Here is a 17,470-nt window from a genome sequence, read left to right on the forward strand (position 1 = left end):
TAGCAGGGTGGAAGCGCGCTTCGCTGAGCTTTTGGCGGCGTACTGCCTCGAGGCCCAGCCCGGGGAGGTGGTCTTGGTGGAGGCGGAAACCCCGGCCCTCCCCCTTCTTCCCCACCTAAAGCGGGCCCTCCTGCGCCGGGGCGCTTACCCTCTCATCCGCCTGAGCTACCCCGGGGAGGAGCGGGATTTCCTCCTCTTCGGCGGGCGTTGGCTAGAGGAGGTCCCGGAGGCGGAGCTTGTCCTCTACCAGCGGGCGGATAAGTTTCTGCGCGTCCTCTCCGCAGAGAACCCCCTGGAGGCGGTTGCGGTGGACCCCGCCTTGGCCCTGCGCAGGCAGCGGGCTTGGCGCCCCCTCGCCGAGCTCCGCTTGGGGAAGCGCTGGGCCCTCACCCTCTACCCCACGGTGGGCTACGCCGTGGGGGCGGGGATGGGGACGGAGGAGTTCCGGGCCTATCTGCAGCGGGCCTTTTTCCTGGACCGGGAGGACCCCGTGGCCGCCTGGCAGGAGCTCTCCCGCTTCCAGGAGGGGCTTATCCGGAGGCTTTCCCAGGGCAAGGAGCTTCGCATCCGGGCTCCAGGTACCGACCTCCGCCTTTCCGTGGCGGGAAGGACCTGGGTGAACTCTGACGGGCGGCGCAACATGCCCTCGGGGGAGGTCTTCACCGGCCCCGTGGAGGACTCCGCCGAGGGGGAGGTGCGCTTCAACCTCCCCGCCTTCGTTGGGGGAAGGCGGGTGGAGGGGGTCTACCTGCGCTTCCAGGAAGGACAGGTGGTGGAGGCCAGGGCTGAGGTGGGGGAGGACTACTTGCGGGCGGCCTTGGCCACCGACGAGGGGGCCCGGCGGCTTGGGGAGGTGGGCATCGGCACCAACTTCGCCCTGGACCGGCCCACCGGCCTCGTCCTCCTGGACGAGAAGATGGGGGGCACGGTCCACCTGGCCCTGGGCCGGAGCTATCCCGAGACCGGGGGGAGGAACGAAAGCGCCCTGCACCTGGACCTGGTGCTTTCCCTCAAGGAGGGGGAGCTTCTCCTGGACGGGGAGCCCCTCCTGGTGGACGGGCGCTTCGTGGGCCTTCCCGTGCCCCATCCCTGGGAGGCCTAGAGGTCCTTGCGCTCAAAGACCAAGGCCGCCAAAAAGGCGAAGCCCAGGGTGTAGATGAAAAGGAGGGGAAGTCCCAGGCCGGCCGCCTCCGGCCGCAGGTGGAGGTCCAAATAGGTGGTGAGGAGGAAGGGGGTGAGGGCGGGGAAGGCCACCAGGAGGCGCATGAGGAGCAGGGTGGCCACGGCGGCCAGGGCGCTCGCCGTGGTGGAGAGGAAGACGGTCCCGTAGAGGAGGGCCAAGGAGGCGAGGGGAAGGAGCACGGCCCCGGCGAGGAGGTGGGCCCTCAGGAGCTCGGCGAGGGCCGCCTGGGGGCTCAGAAGCCCCGCCCCGGCGAACCCCCCTGCCCCCACCCCCGTGCCCCCGTAGAAGGGGCCCAGGCCGTGGGGCAGGCCGGCCAGGAGCCCTCCCAGGAAGCTCACCGCCAGGAGGACGAAGGGGTAGAGGAGGAGGGCTAAGAGCTTGGCCAGGAGGAGGAGGCTCCGGGGGAGGGGGCGGAGGAGGAGGCTTTTGAGGGTGCCCTGGGCCACCTCGCTTCCCAGGGCCTCGCTGGCGGCCATGACCACTAGGAACGGGAAGAGAAACTCCATGCCCGCCAAAAGGCTCAGGGCCACCACCTGCCAGCCCGAGGCCAGGACCAAGCCGTAGACCTCCTTGAGCCCGGGGGCCAACGCCCAGAGGAAGGGCAGGAGGAAGGCGGCCAGCAGGCCAAGCTGCACCGAGCGGAGCCGGAAGAGTTTATAGACCTCAAAGGAGAAGAGCCTAAGCATGCTTCACCCGCTCCTGGTAGTAGGCCATCAGGTCAAAGCGCTGGGGGTGTAGGGCCCGCACCCGGTAGCCCTCCTGCAAAAGGGCCTTTAGGGCTGCCTCGGGGTCTCCCTCAAAGACCAACGCCCTCCCCTGGAGCCGCGCGGAGCGCACCTGGGGCAGGGTTTTGAGGAGGGCTAAGGCGCCCTCCGGGGGGTCGGCCTCGAGGCGGTAGGCCTCCTTGCCCGAAAGGGCCACCTCGTCCAGAAGCCGCCCGCCCCCCAGGATCCCCACCTTGTGGGCGTACTGGGCCACCTCCTGCAGGTGGTGGGTGGAGAGGAGGACCGCCACCCCCTCCTGGGCCAGTTCCCGCAGGAGGCCGTGGACCAGGGCCACCCCCTCGGGGTCCAGGCCGCTGGTGGGTTCATCCAGCACCAGCACCTTGGGCCTGGGCAGGATGGCCGCCGCCAGGCCCAGGCGTTGCCGCTGGCCCAGGGAGTAGCTTGCCACCTTCTGGTCGGCCACCGCCAGAAGCCGCAACCGGGCCAGGACCTCCCCCAGCCGGCCCTCCTCCCGCACCCCCGCCAGGTGGGCGTGCATCCTGAGGTTCTCCCGGCCGGTGAGGTAGGGGTAGAAGGCCGCGGGGGCCTCCACCACCGCCCCCAGGTGGCGCCGGGCCCCAGGGTTTTTGTGCACGTCCTCCCCCAGGACCAGGGCCCGGCCTGCCGTGGGGAAGGCCAGGCCGGTCACCAGGCGGATCAGGGTGGTCTTGCCCGAGCCGTTGGGGCCCGCCAGGGCGTAGACCTCCCCCGGGCGCACGGCGAGGCTTACCCCCTCGAGGATGGGCTTGCGGCCGTAGCGCTTGCCGATGCCCTCTAGCCTAAGGGCTTCCATGGGTGCTATACTACTTAAGCCCCCGGTCCAGCGCGGCGGGCCAGGCGTGAACCGGGTCAGGTCCGGAAGGAAGCAGCCCTAAGCGCCTTGGTCCGGGCGCCGCTGGGAAGCCGGGGGCGCTTCCTTGGCGATTCCCCTTTGGATCAGGTCTGCCACTGCCTCCGAGGTGTAGCCCGCCTCGAGGAGGACCTCCCGCGTGTGCTCCCCAAGAAGGGGCGGGGGAAGGCCCGGCCCCGCGGGGGTCCGGGAGAGGAAGCGCAAGGGGTTGGCCAGGGTGGGAAGGGTGCCCAGGAGAGGGTGGGGGAGGGTCCAGACCGCTCCCCGGGCCTCGGCCTGGGGGTCCTGGAAGGCCTCCTTCAGGTCGTTCACGGGGGCGGCGGGGACGCCCACCTCCTTGAGTTTTTCCAGCCAGTAGGCCCGGGGGCGGGCTTGGAGCGTTTGGGAAAGGGCTTCCACCACCGCCTCCCGGTGGGCCACGCGCTCGGCGTTTGTGGGGAAGCGCTCTGCAAGCCAGGGAAGGCCCACGGCCTGGCAGAGCCTTACAAACTGCTCGTCGTTGCCCACCGCCAAGACGAGCCAGCCGTCCTCTGCGGGGAAGGCCCCGTAGGGGACGATCTGGGCGTGGGCGTTCCCCAGCCGCCTTGGGGGCCTCCCGGTGAGGAGGTAGCTTTCCCCCAGGTTGGCCAGGGCGAAGAGGCCCACGTCAAAAAGGGAGAGGTCGATGTGCTGGCCCAGGCCGCTTTGCTCCCGCTCGTAAAGGGCGGAGAGCACCGCCACCGCCCCCATCATCCCCGTCATCACGTCGATCCAGGCCACCCCCACCTTCATGGGGGGGCCTTCGGGCTCCCCGGTCACGGACATGATGCCGGTGTAGCCCTGTAAGGCGGCGTCGTAGCCGGGTTCCTTGGCCCTAGGCCCGGTGTGGCCGAAGCCGGTGATGGAGAGGTAAATGAGGCGGGGGTTTAGGGGCTTTAGGCTCTCGTAGTCCAGGCCGAAGCGCCTGAGGTCCCCGGTCTTGAAGTTCTCCACCAGGACGTCCGCCTTCTGGGCGAGGCGGCGCACCACCTCCTGGCCCTCCTTGGCCTTCAGGTCCAAGGCCAGGCTTCGCTTGCCCCGGTTCACCGCCAGGAAGTAGGCGCTTTCCCCCTGGACGAAGGGCGGGCCCCAGCCCCGGGTTTCGTCCCCCCAAGGGGGCTCCACCTTGGTGACCTCGGCCCCCAGGTCGGCCAGGATCATGGTGCAAAGGGGCCCAGCCAGGACCCGGGAGAGGTCCAGGACCTTGAGGCCGGAAAGGGGCTTCATAGGGGCATCTTACGCCGGTATAGTGGGGGGGTGGGCCGCTTCCTCCGGCACGCCTTGGCGCTTGCGGTGCTCCTTGCCGTCCTCCTCCCCTTCCTCTGGATGGCCTACGCCGCTTTCATGCCCAAGGAGGCGGTCTACTCTGGGGAGATCTTTTCCAAGGTCGGCTTCAGCCTGGAGAATGTGCGGGGTTTGGCCAAGGAGGGCTTCTGGGAGCGGCTCCTCTTCTCCTTGGGCCTTTCCTCCACCGTGGTCTTCCTGCAGCTCCTTACCGGCCTTTTGGCGGCCTACGCCCTGAGGGCGGGCCTGGGGCTTCTCCCCTTTTACCTGGTGCTCATGGCGGTGCCCACCGAGCTTCTGCTGGTGCCCCTTTACGGGGTCCTGAAGAACCTTGCCCTGCTGGAGACCTTCTGGGCCCTGCTTCTGCCCTTCGCCGCGAGCCCCTTCGTCATCTACCTCGTTTACCAGGGCATGCGGGCCGTACCCGAGGAGCTTCTGGAGGCGGCCAAGCTGGACGGGGCCGGGCACCGGGTCCTCCTTTTCCGCATCCTCCTCCCCTTGGTGCGCCCCACCCTGGTGGCGGCCGGGGTTTTGGCCTTCGCCGCCCACTGGAACCTGGTCCTTTACCCCCGGGTGGTGGTCTCCGACCCGGGGCTTTGGACGCTCCAGACCTGGCTCACAGACCTGCAGCGCAAGTACCCCACGGACTGGGGCCTCCTCTCGGCGGCGGCCCTTTTCAGCGTTCTCCCCATCGCCCTCCTCTACCTCCTCTTTGAACGGCGGGTGGTGGCCACCTTTGAGGAGGGGCTGAAAGGGTAGCTGCACGGATACCCTGAGGGCTTAGGGAAAGGGGGTGAAGGCTGTGCGCGCCCTAGGCCTGGCGTTCGTCCTTTCCGGGTGCCTCCCCGTGGCTATGCTGCGGCCCCCGGAGCCCGCCCGCGGGGCGGGGTTCTCCCTGGGGGCAACCCTGATGACGAACCCCTTTGGCGGCCGGTCGCCCGCCCTCCTTCTGCCCTACCTGGCTTACCAGCTCTCTGGGAGGTCTACGGTGGGGAGGGGATCGGGGAGGTGGGGCTTCTCGGAGGGTTTGATTCGGGGGTGCTCCTCAGCCTCTCCGCTGCCTGGCGGTTTGGAACCGCCCCCTAAGCGCCTTTAGCCTTTCCCGCACCCGCTCCTCCCACCCTTCCCCCGTGGCCTCGAAGAGGGTGAGGCCCTCCAGGCCTTCGGGAAGGTACGTTTGGGCGAAGCTACCCTCCTTATCCTCGTGGTAATAGGCGTACCCCTCCCCGTGCCCCAGGGCGCGGGCGAGGCCGGTGGGGGCGTTTCTCAGGTTCAGGGGGACCTCGGCCTCGGGGTGGGCCTTGGCCGCCTCCTGGGCCCTTTTCCAGGCGGCGTAGAGGCTGTTGCTCTTGGGGGCTAAGGCCAGGTAGACCGTCGCCTCCACCAGGGCGAGCTCCCCTTCTGGGCTTCCCAGGGCCTCGTAGGCCTCCTTGGCGGCCACGGCGAGGCGGAGGGCCAGGGGATCGGCGAGGCCCACGTCCTCCACCGCCACCCGGATGAGCCTGCGGGCCAGGTAGCGGGGGTCGGCCCCGCCCTGAAGGAGCCTCGCCAGGTAATAGAGGGCGGCGTCCACGTGGCTTCCCCGGATGGACTTGTGGAGGGCGGAGACCAGGTCGTAAAACCGGTCCCCCTCCCGGTCCATGCCGAAGCGCTCTGCCCCCAGGGCCTCCCGCACGCTCCCTAGGTCCACCCGGCCGAAGCTTGCGGCGAGCTCCAAGGTGTTCAGGGCAAAGCGGGCGTCGCCCCCGGCCGCCTGGGCGAGAACCCTGAGGGCCTCCTCCTCGTAGGGCGTGCCGGGAAGGCCCCTTGGGTCCTCGAGGGCCCGCTTGAGGAGGGCGAGGAGGTCGGCCTCCCCCAGGGGCCTTAAGGGGAAGAGGCGGAGGCGGGAGCGGAGGGCGGGGACGAGGGCGAAGGCGGGGTTTTCCGCCGTGGCCCCGATGAGGGTGAGGAGGCCCGACTCCAGGTGGGGCAGAAGGGCGTCCTGCTGGGCCTTGTTGAAGCGGTGGATCTCGTCCAGGAAGAGGACAAGACCCCCCTTCGCCTTGGCCTCCTCCACGGCCTGGCGTACCTCTTTAAGCCCCGCCTCCACCGCGGAGAGCCTTAGGAAGGGCCTTCCCACCCCCTCGGCGAGGAGCCTCGCCAGGGTGGTCTTACCCGTGCCCGGGGGGCCGAAGAGGACCATGGAGGAAAGCCGCCTTGCCTCCAGCATCCGCCTTAGAAGCCCCTTGGGGCCGGTGAGGTGGGGCTGGCCCAGGACCTCGTCTAAGCTTCGGGGCCTGAGGCGCTCGGCCAGGGGTTCCACTTCCCCCATGGTAAAGGGCCTGTGGTAGGCTTGGGGAGAATGTGGGCCCTATTTCTCTTGCCGTGGGGGTCTTTCCTCCTTGGCCTCCTCCCCCTGGCCGTGGCGGACCCCGTGGGGACGGCGGGGTGGGGCGCTCTTCTCGCCGCCTTACTCCTTGCCGCCGTGGCGAGCCTCTACTCCCGCTTCCCCGTGGCCTTCCCCGTCCAGCTCGCCCTGGTGCTGGGGCTCAGCCTTCTGGCCTTTGAGCGCGCCCTGGAAGGCGCCCTGCGCCTGGTGGGGTCTGACCCCCCCGGCTACGCCGCCCTTGGGGGGGTGCTCGGGGCTTTGGCCCTGGGGGTGGCCTTCTTCCTGGGGACGGGGCGGGAGGCCCCCCTCCTTCCCCCCCTGCCGGGGGTGGGGGAGCGGGAGGACCTCCTGCGCCTCGCCGGGGCCCTGGAGGGGCTCGCCTTAAGGCGGCCCTTGGTCCTCGTCTACCTGGCCACGGAGGCCCCGCCCGAGAGGCTGGAGGCGGAGCTCAGGCGGGGGGATCTGGCCTTTAGGCTTCGGGGGGGGTACCTCCTCGTCCTCCAGGGGGGCCGCCCCGAGGACGCCCTGGGCCTCCTCAAGCGGCTCCAGGCCCGGTTTCCCCTCTCGGCCTACGCGGTGGAGCGCTGGCGGGGGGGAGCTTTGAGAAGGTGCTCGCCCGCCTCGAGGCCGAGGCCCTCCTCCAGTCCTGAAGCGGTGTAGCCTCCTCGTCCCTACACCCACAAGGGGTGTACGGGTCTGCCCCCTAGAGCCCCCGGCTTCCCTCGGGCTTCCCCTACCCTGGGGCTTAAGGAGGTGGACCATGGAGCAGGGGAAAGCCATCAGCGAGGCCTGGAAAGAGGCCCTGGAAACCTACGGAGAGCGCGAAGAGGAGTAGTCCTAAAGGTGCCCGGGGGCGGGGAAGCCGCCCCCGATTTTCCTTTACCGCCCCACCGGGCGCTTCCTCCGGGGGGGTCCAGGACCGCCCAATCTCCATGGGTGCACCAATCCCCCCACTCTACCACGGGAAGGCCCTTAGGATAAGGGCATGCGGGTGGCGACCTTCTCCCTGGTGGCCCAAGACCCCAAGACCGGGGACCTGGGCGTGGCCGTGGCCAGCAAGTTCCTGGCGGTGGGGGCGGTGGTCCCCTTCGCCGAGGCGGGGGTGGGGGCCATCGCCACCCAGTCCTACGCCAACCCCCGCTACGGGCCCCAGGGTCTCGCCCTCCTCCGCCAGGGGGCAAGCCCGGAAGGGGTCCTCGAGGCCTTCCGCCGCACCGACCCCGATCTGGAGAAACGCCAGTTCGGCCTGGTGGCGGCCACGGGGGAGAGCCTCACCTTCACCGGGGCCGAGTGCCACCCCTGGGCCGGGGGGTGGCGGGTAAGGGCTTCGCCGCCCAGGGGAACCTCCTTTCGGGGGCGAGGTGGTGGAGGCCATGGTGGAGACCTTCCTCACCGCCAAGGCCCCGTTTCCCGAGCGGCTCCTCCTCGCCCTGAAGGCGGGGGAGAAGGCGGGGGGGACAGGCGGGGGAAACAGTCCGCCGCCCTCCTGGTGGTGGGGGAGGGAAAGGGGTACGGGGGGCTTTGGGACCGGTACGTGGACCTCCGCGTGGACGACCACCCCGAGCCCATAGACGAGCTCTTCCGGCTCCTCTCCCTCCACCGCCTCCTCTTTGAACGGCCTAAGGAGCGCCGCCCCCTCACCGAGGAGGAGGTGCGCTTTTTCCAGGGGGTGCTCGGGCGCCTCGGGCTTTACGCCGGGGAGGCGCACGGGGTTTTTGACGAGGCCACGGAGCGCGCCTTTTTGGCCCTGATTGGCATGGAGAACCTGGAGGAGCGCTACCAAGGCGGGCCCGAGGTGGACGAGGCCACCCTAAGCTACCTCAAGGGGAGGTACGGATGGAGCTAGGGGCCGGGGGCGTGGTCTTCAACGCCAAACGGGAGGTCCTCCTCCTTCGCGACCGCATGGGCTTCTGGGTCTTCCCCAAGGGCCACCCGGAGCCGGGGGAGAGCCTGGAGGAGGCGGCGGTGCGGGAGGTCTGGGAGGAGACGGGGATTAGGGCCGAGGTCCTCCTTCCCCTCTACCCCACCCGCTACGTCAACCCCAAGGGGGTGGAGCGGGAGGTGCACTGGTTCCTCATGCGGGGGAGGGGGCGCCCCGCCTGGAGGAGGGCATGACCGGGACGGGCTGGTTTTCCCCCGAGGAGGCCCGCACCCTCCTTGCCTTCCCCGAGGACCTGGGGCTTTTGGAGGTGGCCCTTGAGCGTCTACCGCTTTGAGGACAAGACCCCTGCGGTCCACCCCACGGCCTTCATCGCCCCCGGGGCCTACGTGGTGGGGGCGGTGGAGGTGGGGAAGGGGCCTCCATCTGGTTTGGGGCGGTGGTCCGGGGGGACCTGGAAAGGGTGGTGGTGGGCCCCGGGACCAACGTCCAGGACGGGGCCGTGCTCCACGCCGACCCTGGGTTTCCCTGCCTTTTGGGCCCCGGGGTCACCGTGGGCCACCGGGCGGTGGTCCACGGGGCGGTGGTGGAGGAAGGGGCCCTCGTGGGCATGGGGGCGGTGGTGCTGAACGGGGCGAGGATCGGCAAAAACGCCGTGGTGGGCGCGGGGGCGGTGGTACCGCCGGGTATGGAGGTGCCCGAGGGGAGGCTCGCCCTCGGGGTCCCGGCCCGGGTGGTTCGCCCCGTGGATCCTCCCGGGAATGCCCCCCGCTACCGGGCCCTTGCCGAACGCTACCGGAAGGCCCTCTTCCCCGTGGCGCCCCCACGGCGCTACCGCCTCACCCTGAGGGGTCAGGACGCCCTGAACCCCTTCAGCGAGGTGCACCTTCGGCTCAAGCGCACGCGGCGGGAGGCCCTCGAGGTCCTCAGGCGGGCGGCCCAGGGCTTTCCCCTGGACCCGGAGGAGGCCTTGCCCCTTCTGGCGGAGGGGCTCCTCGCTCCCGAGTGAGCCCGGGGCCACAGAGCGGGGGGCAAGAAAGGGGCAGCATGGAGCGCAAGATGGTGGAGCTTGAAGACACGGGCTTGACCTTCGCGACCGAGGTGGATCTGGAGCGCCTTCAGGCCCTGGCTGCCGAGTGGCTCCAGGTCATCGGGGAAGACCCCGGCCGCGAGGGGCTTTTGAAGACGCCGGAGCGGGTGGCCAAGGCCTGGGCCTTCCTCACCCGGGGCTACCGGCAGCGCCTGGAGGAGGTGGTGGGCGGCGCCGTTTTCCCCGCGGAGGGGAGCGAGATGGTGGTGGTGAAGGGCGTGGAGTTCTACTCCATGTGCGAGCACCACCTCCTTCCCTTCTTCGGCAAGGTCCACATCGGCTACATCCCCGACGGGAAGATCCTGGGCCTCTCCAAGTTCGCCCGCATCGTGGACATGTTCGCCCGCAGGCTCCAGGTGCAGGAGCGCCTCGCGGTCCAGATCGCCGAGGCCATCCAGGAGGTTCTGGAGCCCCAGGGGGTGGGGGTGGTGGTGGAAGGGGTCCACCTCTGCATGATGATGCGGGGGGTGGAGAAGCAGCACTCCCGCACCGTGACGAGCGCCATGCTGGGGGTCTTCCGGGAGAACCAGAAGACCCGGGAGGAGTTTTTGAGCCACCTCAGGGACGGGACGGCCTAAGGCCCCGCCCGGTCAACGCTCCGCCGCCAGGGCCTTCTTCTGGGCCTCCTCGAGGGCCACCCTGGGCTTTACCCCCTGCTTGAGGCTTCTCTCCAGGGCCTCCTCCAGGTAGCCGTACCAGACCACCATCTCCGGGTCTTGGCTCCAGGGACGGGCCACCTCCACCTGGGCGAAAACCGCGCGCCGCTCGGGGTCCTGGAGGAAGTCCTTAAGCTCCGCCTCCGCCGCCCGCCTCAAGGGCAGGTACCAGGTGGTGCGCACCCAGTCCGCCTGGCGCTTGGGTTCCAGGAAGTGGCGCCAGAAGGCCACCGCCCCCCGGGCCTCCTCGGGGCCCGCCCCCTTGAGGACCACGAGGACCGCCCCCGAAAGCGGAACGGCCCCGTCCGCAACGCGGGGCAAGGGGGCGTACCCCACCTGGAAGGGCAGGGCGGTCTGGGCCAGGACCACAGGGAGGGCCGTGGTGGGGCCGATCCCCATGAAGGCCTTGGTCCTGAGGAAGTCGGCCACGGCGAACTGGGCCTCTGCCAGGTTCCTGGCCTGGGCGTGCCCCTTCTGCACCATGCGGTAAAGCATCTCCAAGGCCTCCACCGCCTCCTTGGAGGTGAAGGCGGGAAGCCCGTCCTTCACCAGGCTTCCCCCCAGGCTCATGACGATGGCGTTGAAGCTCCACACGTCGGTGGCGATCACCATCCCCTTGGCGGTGCGGCTGGTGAGCGCCTCCGCCGCCCGCTCCACCTCGGCCCAGGTCCTGGGGGCTTGAGCCCCTTGGCGCGGAAGGCGTCTTTGTTGTAGTAGAGGGCGGGGACCGAGACCCCGAGGGGAAGGCCGTAGGTCCTTCCCTGCACCTGGCCCGCCTTGAGGGGCGCGGGGTAGAGGTCCTGGGGCAGGTCCTGGAGGTAGGCGTCCAGGGGAAGGGCGAGCCCCTCCTTGGCGAGGCGGGGCAGGAAGGAGAGCTCGGCGTGGAAGAGGGCAGGCGGCCTTCCGGAGCGCAAGGCCGCGAGGAGCTTCACCCCGGCCTCGCGGTAGTCCCCCACGTACCGGGCCTCGAGCCGGTAGGCGTTCTGGCCCGCGTTGAAGGAGCGGATCGCCTCCTCCAGGACCCGGTCGCCGGGGGGGCCTGCGGTGTGCCAGAAGGGGATGACCGTCTGGGCCAAGGCCAGGGAAAGAACGGGCAGAAGGGCGGGAAGTCCCCTCATGCCCCTAAGCCTACCGGGAAACGGGTGAGAGGTCTGAAAGGGGGAGGGAAAGGCCCTTGAGGAAGGGGGCCGCCCGGGCCCTCAGCTCCTCCCGGGCCGAAAGGAAGAGGCGGCGCACCTTTGGCCCCGGAAAGCCGGGGCCGAGGAGCTCCTGGGGGAGGCCGGGGTCCAGGAAGAGGAGCTTCCTCGCCTCGTGGACGAGCCGGGTGAGGTGGCGGAAGGCCTCCACGGGGTCCTCGGGGCTTTGACCCAGGAGGGCGGAAAGCCGCCCGTAGCCCGCCTTGGCCTCCTCCAGGGGGAAGGCCCTGAGGACCTCCTCCTTTCCCCCGAGAAGCTCCCCTTGGAAGCAGGTGGCGGCGAGGCCGTAGAAGCCGAGGAGCTCCCGGGTGGCCTCGAGGTCCACCCCGACCCCCAGATAGACCCCGCTCTGTAGCCCCCCGTAGCCCAAAAGGGCCATCTCCCGCCGGAACCTTTCCCTCTCCCCCCGCTCCTTGGGCCCCTCGGGAAGGACGAGGAGGAAGCGCCCGTCCCACGGGGGAGGGCGCCGTAGAGGCGGCGGCGCACCTGCTGTACCTGCCAGTAGACCCGGTCGGAGAGGGCGTAGTAGGCGGCCCGCCCCTCCCGCTTGGGCACCACCCAGCCCCGCTTGGCGCTCCGGGAAAGCGCCGCCCGCACCGCCATCTCCGAGAAGCCCAGGGCGGCCATCATGGCCACGAGGTCCCGCACCCGGGCCGCCCGTTCCGGGTAGACGTACTCCACGAACAGGGTGAAGATGGTGGACCTGGCCCGCATGCCCTAGAAGACAGGCTCAAGCCGCCTTTCCCGGTACTCCCTGAGGGCCCCCTCCAGGAAGGCGGCGAGGGGCATCGTCCCCAGGTTGCCCTTCTTCCGGCGGCGCACGCTCACCGCTCCTTCGGCCTTCTCCCGCTCCCCCACCACGAGGACGTAGGGCACCTTCTGCACCTCGGCGTCCCGGATCCGGGCCTGCATCCTCTCGGGCCGGGTGTCGGCCTCGGCCCGTAGGCCCGCCTCCTTGAGCCTACCCGCCACCTCCCGGGCGTAGTCCTCCTGCTTCTCGGACACGGGGACCACCACCGCCTGCACCGGGGCGAGCCACAGGGGGAAGTCCCCGGCGAAGTGCTCAATGAGGATGCCGATGAAGCGCTCCAAGGACCCGAAGGGAGCGCGGTGGATCATGACGGGGCGGTGCTCCTCCCCGTCTTTGCCCACGTAGGTCAGCCCGAAGCGCTCGGGCAGGTTGTAGTCCACCTGGATGGTGCCGAGCTGCCACTCCCGCCCCAGGGCGTCCTTCACCACGAAGTCCAGCTTGGGGCCGTAGAAGGCGGCGTCCCCCTCCTCCACCGTGTACCGGAGCCCGGCCTCGGCCGCGGCCTCCTCAATCTGCCTTTCCGCCAGGGCCCACTTGGCCTCGTCCCCCACGTACTTGTCGCTTCTCGGGTCCCGCACCCCGATCCGGGCCCGGTAGTCCTTAAGCCCCAAGGTGGCGAAGACCTTAAGGACCAGGTCCAAGACCCCCAGGAACTCCCCCTTCACCTCCTCGGGGGTGCAGAAGATGTGGGCGTCGTCCTGGGTGAAGCCCCGGACCCGGGTGAGGCCCAAAAGCTCCCCCGCCTTCTCGTAGCGGTAGACGGTGCCGAACTCGGCAAGCCTTAGGGGAAGCTCCCGGTAGGAGCGCTTCCGGTAGGCGTAGATCCTGATGTGGTGGGGGCAGTTCATGGGCTTGAGGAGGTACGCCTCCTCCTCGCCCCGCTCCTTGAAGCTGATGGGGGGGAACTGGCTTTCCGCGTAGTAGGGGTAGTGGCCGCTGGTCTTGTAGAGCTCTAGGCTCCCGATGTGGGGCGTGGTCACGAGCTGGTAGCCCCGCCTCACCTGCTCCTCCCGCATGAAGGCCATGAGCTCCTCCCGGACCACGTTTCCCTTGGGAAGCCAAAGCACAAGCCCCTTCCCCACCATAGGGTCGATGAGGAAAAGCTCCAGCTCCCGCCCAAGCCGCCGGTGGTCCCGCTTCTTGGCCTCCTCCAGCTGCCAGAGGTACTCCTTAAGCTCCTCGGCGGTGCGGAAGGCCACCCCGTAGACCCGCTGCAGCATGGGCCTTTTCTCATCCCCCCGCCAGTAGGCCCCCGCCACGTGGGTGAGCTTGAAGTGGGGGGGGATGCGGCCCGTGGAGGGGACGTGGGGGCCGCGGCAGAGGTCGGTGAAGCCATAGGCCTCGTCCCCCTGCTGGTAGAAGCTGATCTCCTCCCCCTCGGGGATCTCCAGGATGAGCTCCGTCTTGTAGGGGTCCTTTCCCCGGTAGCGGGCGAGGGCCTCCTCCCGGGAGAGGACGAAGCGCTTTAGGGGGAGGTCCCGCTTGAGGATCTCCCGCATCTTCGCCTCTATGGCGGGCAGGTCCTCGTCGGAGAGGGGCTCGGGGGCTTCTATGTCATAGTAGAAGCCCTTTTCTATCACCGGTCCCACCCCGAGCTTCACGCTTTCCGGATCGTAGCCCTTCTCCCGGAAGAACTCCTTCACCGCCTGGGCCAGGACGTGGGCCAGGGTGTGGCGGAAGAGGGTCTGGAACTCGGGGTCCTTCTCCGTGAGGAGGCGCACCTTCGCCCCCTGGGGAAGGGGCTTTAGGAGGTCGTAGAGCTCCCCGTCCACGATGGCCCCCACCGCCCGCCTCTCCCAGCCCTCCCCGAGGGCCCGGGCCACGTCCTTCGCCGTGGCCCCCTCGGGGAGCTCCAGGGGCTTGCCGTCCGGCAGGTAGACCGTCATGCCCTCTACTATACGGGCATTTACCCGGCTTCGCCCTTGCTTCAGGCCTCGTTCAGGCCTCCCGTGCTCCCCCTGACCCTGGCCTGACGGGGCCGGGGCAACTTGGAGAAAGGGGGTGAAACGCGTGGCCCAAGTGCGGAAAGAGAAGGCTAAAGGGAAGCCTTAAGACACGGGCCGACCGGCTTGACATGAGGGAGGGGTGTGCGTAAGATTAGCCTCGGATGCCGCGCGAGAAGGGCTTCAAGGCAAGCGGGTCCGGCCCGCGCGGCGCCGGAGCCGGGAAGGGCAACGGCGGAAACCTTCCCGGAGCACGCAGAGAAAGGGAGGTAAGGAGGCTATGAAGGGAAACAGGCTAAAGACGTTGGGTTTCGCCCTTGCGGGCGGCCTGGCCCTGCTCTTCGCGGGGTGCGGGCAGCAGGCCGGCACCGGCGGCGGTGGTGGGGGCGGCGGCACGGGCAATGTGACCAGCGTGGGCATCACCCTGCCTAGAGCGGGCGCCCTGCAGGGCACGGTGAACATCGGGGTCAACGTCAACGAGGGGGCCCAGGTCAAGACCATCGTGGCCAAGGTGGACGGCCAGCAGGTGAACCAGATCACCGTGCAGGGGCTCCGTCCCCAGGCGCTTCAGTACACCATCTCCATCAACACCGCCCAGCTTGACCCCACCACCAACCAGCCCAAGTTCCTGAACGGTACCCACACCCTCACGGTGGAGGTCACCGACGTCAACAACAACACCAAGAGCGCCAGCACCCAGGTGACCTTCCTGAACAAGGACTACGTCCGTGGCCTCATCGTGAGCCAGACGGACAACCCCAAGGCCCCGGTGACCGTGGGGAGCACCAAGTGGTACGGGAACGGGGACGTCTACGTGACCGTGGACATCGTCAACTACTCCGGGGCGACCTACACCATTTCCGGTACTTCTTCCCCCTTCACCCTGAGCGCTTCCGGCGGCGCTGGGGGTAGCCTTACGTCCACCAACATTAACATTACCGTAACTGGTACTCGTGCGAGCGCCGTGCCCGTTTCGGGCCAGCCCCAGCTGAAGTTCGCCAAGTCCAGCAATTCTTCGGTAAGCGGTTCGGTCACGGTTCAAGTTGCCTCGGGACCTTCCGTTACCTTTGGTCTGGACAACGTGCACCCCAACGGTGGCGACATTGAGGCCCGCAGGCCTCTAGTGGACTTTGACTTTGATACCCCCTCCAACCTCTCCCTGAGCTACTTCAACTCCCAGACCCTCTTCCGGGGCACCGGTGCTACCGATGGCGGTGTCGGAGGCATAGTCTACACCGTCAAGTTCGTGCCTTCTTCGGGCGTGGGGGCTTAGGTCACCGCGACCCTGCCTGGCGATCCTTCCGCCGGGGTGACGGTGAGCGGGCTGACCAACGGCATGCAGTACAACCTCCAGCTCGTCGCGGTGGAAGACGCCCTGGGCAACAAGAACGCGCCCGCATCCCCCATCGTCACCTACAACAACCTCACCCTCGCGGACGCCACCATCACGCTGAGCGGCGTGAGCGTGAGCAACACCAACCCCTCGGCTGGTAACAACTTCACTGTTTCGGCCACCGCTTCCGGCGGGGTGGGGAGCACCACCACGCGGGTGGCCCTGAAGCTCGGGACGAACCTGGTGGACTACGGCCTGGTCGGGTCCGTGAAGGCGCTGGCCGGGGCCCAGTACGTGGTCTACGCTGTGGACAGCGCGGGCAACTACGCTGTGAAGGACCTCGGGGTCACCGTGAGCCAGCCCGCTTCCGACAAGACCGCTCCGAGCGTCACCTTGAACCTGCCTAGCACGGCCACGCCTACCGGGAGCATCACGATCGCCGGCTCCGTTTCCGACGACGTGACGGCTGCGGGCTCCATCAGCGTGAGTGGTTACTGGAGCCAGGCCACGGTGGGCGGGTACACCTGGTTCCGTTACACGGTGGCGGTTGCCAACAGCAGTGGTACGCTGTCCGGTTCTGCCACGGCGCCCAACTACGTCGGCTCCCACACCATCCTGGTGACGGCCCAGGACGGCGTCAGCAACCTGGGCTTCGCCACCGGCACGGTGAACGTGCAGTAGCCGTCAAGTTGCCTCCCGGAGGGGGTTCGGCCCCCTCCGGGGGTCTTTTGCCACGGCCTACCCCTCCTCGGGAAGCCTCCTCCCGGCGTAGAGGGGCAGGGCGTAGAGGCCCGCCGCCAGGAGGAAGAGGGCGGGAAACCCCAGGCGGTCCGCCAGGTAGTCGGGGGTCTTTTGCCGTGGGCGAAGGGGCGTACTCGGGGTATGGAGGTGGGAGGTCCGGCGCGCCCGCCACGCCCGCTACCTGCGCCTGGCCGCGGCCCACGCGGGGCCCTTGGGCCAGGGGAGCTTGCCCCCCTCTACGAGAGGGCCTACGCCTTCTGCTCGGGGGCGGAGGAGCCTCCCTGCGCCGGGGTGGGGGGAGCCCAGGGTCTGCCTGGCGCGGCGGCTTGAGCACCTGGCGCGAAGCGCCCTCCGGGGGGGCAGGAAGGGGCGGGAGCTGGTGGAGGGGCTTTGGGTCTGCGTGGCCCACCTGGAAGGGGTGTTCCCCCAGAGTTCCTGCCAGTCCTCAAGGCTACCCGGCAGGCCCTGGAGCACCTCCAGGGCCAGGGCGCCTAGGCGCCTCAGAGCAGGTGGTAGGCCTTTCCGATGAGGAGCATCAGGGCCACGGTGCCCGCGGCCAGGAGGATGAGGAGGAGCATAAAGAGGACGAACCTGAGGTCAAAGGTCTCCCCTTCCGTGGTGAGGACCCGCGGGTTGAGGATGAGGTAGAAGAAGAGGGTCACCAGGGCCGCACCCAGGGCGAACAGCGCGATGTACACCATACTTCCCTCCCTAGAAGAGGCGGAAAAGCGCCTCCAAGCTTGCCTTCAAGTCTACCAGCCCCACCCCGTAGGTGGGAACCCCCAGGGCCCGCCCTACCCCCCCGAGGTAGGGGCCCTCGGCCTCGGGCAGGTCCACGGGGAGGGGCGGGCTCTCCCAGGCGGGGTAGGCCCGGCGCTCGGGGTAGACGAGGCCCGTGGGGCTTCGCACCCGGAGGTGGAGGGGCTCGCCCTCGGCCTCGAGGGGCCGCCAGCCCGCCTCCGTTTCCTTCCCCCCGGGGAAGCCCCGCCCCAGGCCTTGCCCGTAAAAGGCCAGGAGGAGGCGGTCCGGGCGGTGGCGGCGGAGGAGGTGCTCCAGGGGGGCGCGGGTGGGCCCGGTGAGGGGGAGGCCCTCCAGGGTGGGGGAGAGGGGGGAGGGGTCCAGGGCGAGGAGGACCCGGCCCCGGAAGGCGAGGCCGTTTAGGGCCTGGAGCACGGGGAGGGCCTCGGCGTAGGGGGCGTGGAGGAGGGTGGTGCCCCCACCCCTTCCCCCCTCGAGGTAGCAAAGAAGGGTGCCGAACTCGTCCAGGTAGGCGCGGGTGTGGAGGGAGAGGACCTCGAGGTCCTCGCTCAGGCGTTCCAAAAGGTCCGAGGCCATGCCCATGCTATTCTAACCC

12 protein-coding genes, 1 other RNA gene and 7 pseudogenes are annotated in these 17,470 nt (G+C 69.2%); 11 read left to right on the plus strand and 9 right to left on the minus strand.

Annotation, left to right across the window (positions count from 1 at the left end):
* Window positions 1-7 precede the first annotated feature (7 nt).
* Window positions 8-1,102, plus strand: a complete 1,095-nt coding sequence (locus AV541_RS01330; protein WP_060384068.1) for an aminopeptidase — start codon at window positions 8-10, stop codon at window positions 1,100-1,102.
* Here AV541_RS01330 and AV541_RS01335 read toward each other — a convergent pair.
* Both AV541_RS01335 and AV541_RS01340 read right to left on the minus strand, forming a co-directional pair.
* The gene (locus tag AV541_RS01335) at window positions 1,099-1,869 is read right to left on the minus strand and encodes an ABC transporter permease (protein WP_060384069.1); all 771 of its coding nucleotides are present in this window, start codon (window positions 1,867-1,869) and stop codon (window positions 1,099-1,101) included. The genes AV541_RS01330 and AV541_RS01335 overlap by 4 nt on opposite strands.
* Window positions 1,862-2,740: an ABC transporter ATP-binding protein gene (locus tag AV541_RS01340; protein ID WP_008633847.1), complete on the minus strand. Its 879-nt coding sequence runs from the start codon at window positions 2,738-2,740 to the stop codon at window positions 1,862-1,864. Before AV541_RS01340 ends, AV541_RS01335 begins: the two co-directional genes overlap by 8 nt.
* A gap of 19 nt (window positions 2,741-2,759) precedes the next feature.
* Here AV541_RS01340 and ffs point away from each other — a divergent pair.
* Window positions 2,760-2,854: signal recognition particle sRNA small type (gene ffs / locus AV541_RS01345), an RNA gene on the plus strand.
* A gap of 9 nt (window positions 2,855-2,863) precedes the next feature.
* Here ffs and AV541_RS01350 read toward each other — a convergent pair.
* Window positions 2,864-4,042 (minus strand): annotated as a pseudogene (locus AV541_RS01350) (CaiB/BaiF CoA transferase family protein); the annotation flags it as partial.
* Window positions 4,043-4,072: 30 nt separating this feature from the next.
* Here AV541_RS01350 and AV541_RS01355 point away from each other — a divergent pair.
* Window positions 4,073-4,858, plus strand: a complete 786-nt coding sequence (locus tag AV541_RS01355; RefSeq protein ID WP_060384070.1) for a carbohydrate ABC transporter permease — start codon at window positions 4,073-4,075, stop codon at window positions 4,856-4,858.
* A 286-nt stretch (window positions 4,859-5,144) separates the two neighbouring features.
* Here the strand turns inward: AV541_RS01355 and AV541_RS01365 are convergent, their stop codons facing one another.
* Window positions 5,145-6,410 (minus strand): replication-associated recombination protein A, encoded by a 1,266-nt coding sequence (locus tag AV541_RS01365; RefSeq protein WP_060384071.1) that lies wholly within the window; start codon window positions 6,408-6,410, stop codon window positions 5,145-5,147.
* 30 nt (window positions 6,411-6,440) lie between these two features.
* Here AV541_RS01365 and AV541_RS01370 point away from each other — a divergent pair.
* From AV541_RS01370 to folE, 5 genes and pseudogenes are all read left to right on the plus strand, one after another.
* A pseudogene (locus tag AV541_RS01370) lies at window positions 6,441-7,117 on the plus strand (hypothetical protein).
* A 335-nt stretch (window positions 7,118-7,452) separates the two neighbouring features.
* Window positions 7,453-8,313, plus strand: coding sequence for a DUF1028 domain-containing protein (locus tag AV541_RS01375; RefSeq protein ID WP_476756168.1), 861 nt, complete (start codon window positions 7,453-7,455; stop codon window positions 8,311-8,313).
* Window positions 8,304-8,683 (plus strand): annotated as a pseudogene (locus AV541_RS01380) (NUDIX hydrolase). The gene AV541_RS01375 and the pseudogene AV541_RS01380 overlap by 10 nt, the downstream one beginning before the upstream one ends.
* A pseudogene (locus AV541_RS01385) lies at window positions 8,664-9,355 on the plus strand (gamma carbonic anhydrase family protein). Before AV541_RS01380 ends, AV541_RS01385 begins: the two co-directional pseudogenes overlap by 20 nt.
* A 38-nt stretch (window positions 9,356-9,393) precedes the next feature.
* The gene (gene folE / locus AV541_RS01390) at window positions 9,394-10,014 is read left to right on the plus strand and encodes a GTP cyclohydrolase I FolE (RefSeq protein ID WP_008633832.1); all 621 of its coding nucleotides are present in this window, start codon (window positions 9,394-9,396) and stop codon (window positions 10,012-10,014) included.
* Window positions 10,015-10,026: 12 nt separating this feature from the next.
* Here the strand turns inward: folE and AV541_RS01395 are convergent.
* The 3 genes and pseudogenes from AV541_RS01395 to thrS form a co-directional block, all read right to left on the minus strand.
* A pseudogene (locus AV541_RS01395) lies at window positions 10,027-11,210 on the minus strand (ABC transporter substrate-binding protein).
* A 10-nt stretch (window positions 11,211-11,220) separates the two neighbouring features.
* Window positions 11,221-12,002 (minus strand): annotated as a pseudogene (locus AV541_RS13295) (PaaX family transcriptional regulator).
* A gap of 3 nt (window positions 12,003-12,005) precedes the next feature.
* Entirely contained in the window at window positions 12,006-13,985 is a 1,980-nt protein-coding gene (gene thrS / locus AV541_RS01405; RefSeq protein ID WP_060384072.1) for a threonine--tRNA ligase, read from the minus strand.
* 337 nt (window positions 13,986-14,322) lie between these two features.
* Between thrS and AV541_RS11550 the strand changes: the two genes are divergently transcribed.
* From AV541_RS11550 to AV541_RS13455, 3 genes and pseudogenes are all read left to right on the plus strand, one after another.
* Complete coding sequence (locus tag AV541_RS11550) at window positions 14,323-15,315, plus strand: hypothetical protein (RefSeq protein ID WP_060384073.1); 993 nt, start codon at window positions 14,323-14,325, stop codon at window positions 15,313-15,315.
* A 42-nt stretch (window positions 15,316-15,357) separates the two neighbouring features.
* Window positions 15,358-16,056, plus strand: coding sequence for a hypothetical protein (locus AV541_RS01415; RefSeq protein WP_060384074.1), 699 nt, complete (start codon window positions 15,358-15,360; stop codon window positions 16,054-16,056).
* A 241-nt stretch (window positions 16,057-16,297) separates the two neighbouring features.
* A pseudogene (locus AV541_RS13455) lies at window positions 16,298-16,611 on the plus strand (hypothetical protein).
* Between the two features lie 5 nt (window positions 16,612-16,616).
* On the opposite strand, the gene AV541_RS01420 reads toward AV541_RS13455, so the two are convergent.
* Complete coding sequence (locus AV541_RS01420; RefSeq protein ID WP_060384075.1) at window positions 16,617-16,817, minus strand: hypothetical protein; 201 nt, start codon at window positions 16,815-16,817, stop codon at window positions 16,617-16,619.
* 10 nt (window positions 16,818-16,827) lie between these two features.
* The gene (locus tag AV541_RS01425) at window positions 16,828-17,457 is read right to left on the minus strand and encodes a hypothetical protein (protein ID WP_082709616.1); all 630 of its coding nucleotides are present in this window, start codon (window positions 17,455-17,457) and stop codon (window positions 16,828-16,830) included.
* Between the last annotated feature and the right edge of the window lie 13 nt (window positions 17,458-17,470).

The sequence above is a fragment of the Thermus parvatiensis genome, from assembly GCF_001535545.1.
In the GTDB taxonomy this organism is placed as follows: Bacteria; Deinococcota; Deinococci; order Deinococcales; family Thermaceae; genus Thermus; species Thermus parvatiensis.

What these genes read in the sequence shown, in the direction of transcription:
- AV541_RS01365 (WP_060384071.1), bottom strand. Translation starts at nt 6,410, where the DNA reads ATGGGGGAAGTGGAACCCCTGGCCGAGCGCCTCAGGCCCCGAAGCTTA.
- AV541_RS11550 (WP_060384073.1), top strand. Translation starts at nt 14,323, where the DNA reads ATGAAGGGAAACAGGCTAAAGACGTTGGGTTTCGCCCTTGCGGGCGGC.
- AV541_RS01340 (WP_008633847.1), bottom strand. Translation starts at nt 2,740, where the DNA reads ATGGAAGCCCTTAGGCTAGAGGGCATCGGCAAGCGCTACGGCCGCAAG.
- thrS (WP_060384072.1), bottom strand. Translation starts at nt 13,985, where the DNA reads ATGACGGTCTACCTGCCGGACGGCAAGCCCCTGGAGCTCCCCGAGGGG.
- folE (WP_008633832.1), top strand. Translation starts at nt 9,394, where the DNA reads ATGGAGCGCAAGATGGTGGAGCTTGAAGACACGGGCTTGACCTTCGCG.
- AV541_RS01420 (WP_060384075.1), bottom strand. Translation starts at nt 16,817, where the DNA reads ATGGTGTACATCGCGCTGTTCGCCCTGGGTGCGGCCCTGGTGACCCTC.
- AV541_RS01425 (WP_082709616.1), bottom strand. Translation starts at nt 17,457, where the DNA reads ATGGGCATGGCCTCGGACCTTTTGGAACGCCTGAGCGAGGACCTCGAG.
- AV541_RS01335 (WP_060384069.1), bottom strand. Translation starts at nt 1,869, where the DNA reads ATGCTTAGGCTCTTCTCCTTTGAGGTCTATAAACTCTTCCGGCTCCGC.
- AV541_RS01375 (WP_476756168.1), top strand. Translation starts at nt 7,453, where the DNA reads ATGCGGGTGGCGACCTTCTCCCTGGTGGCCCAAGACCCCAAGACCGGG.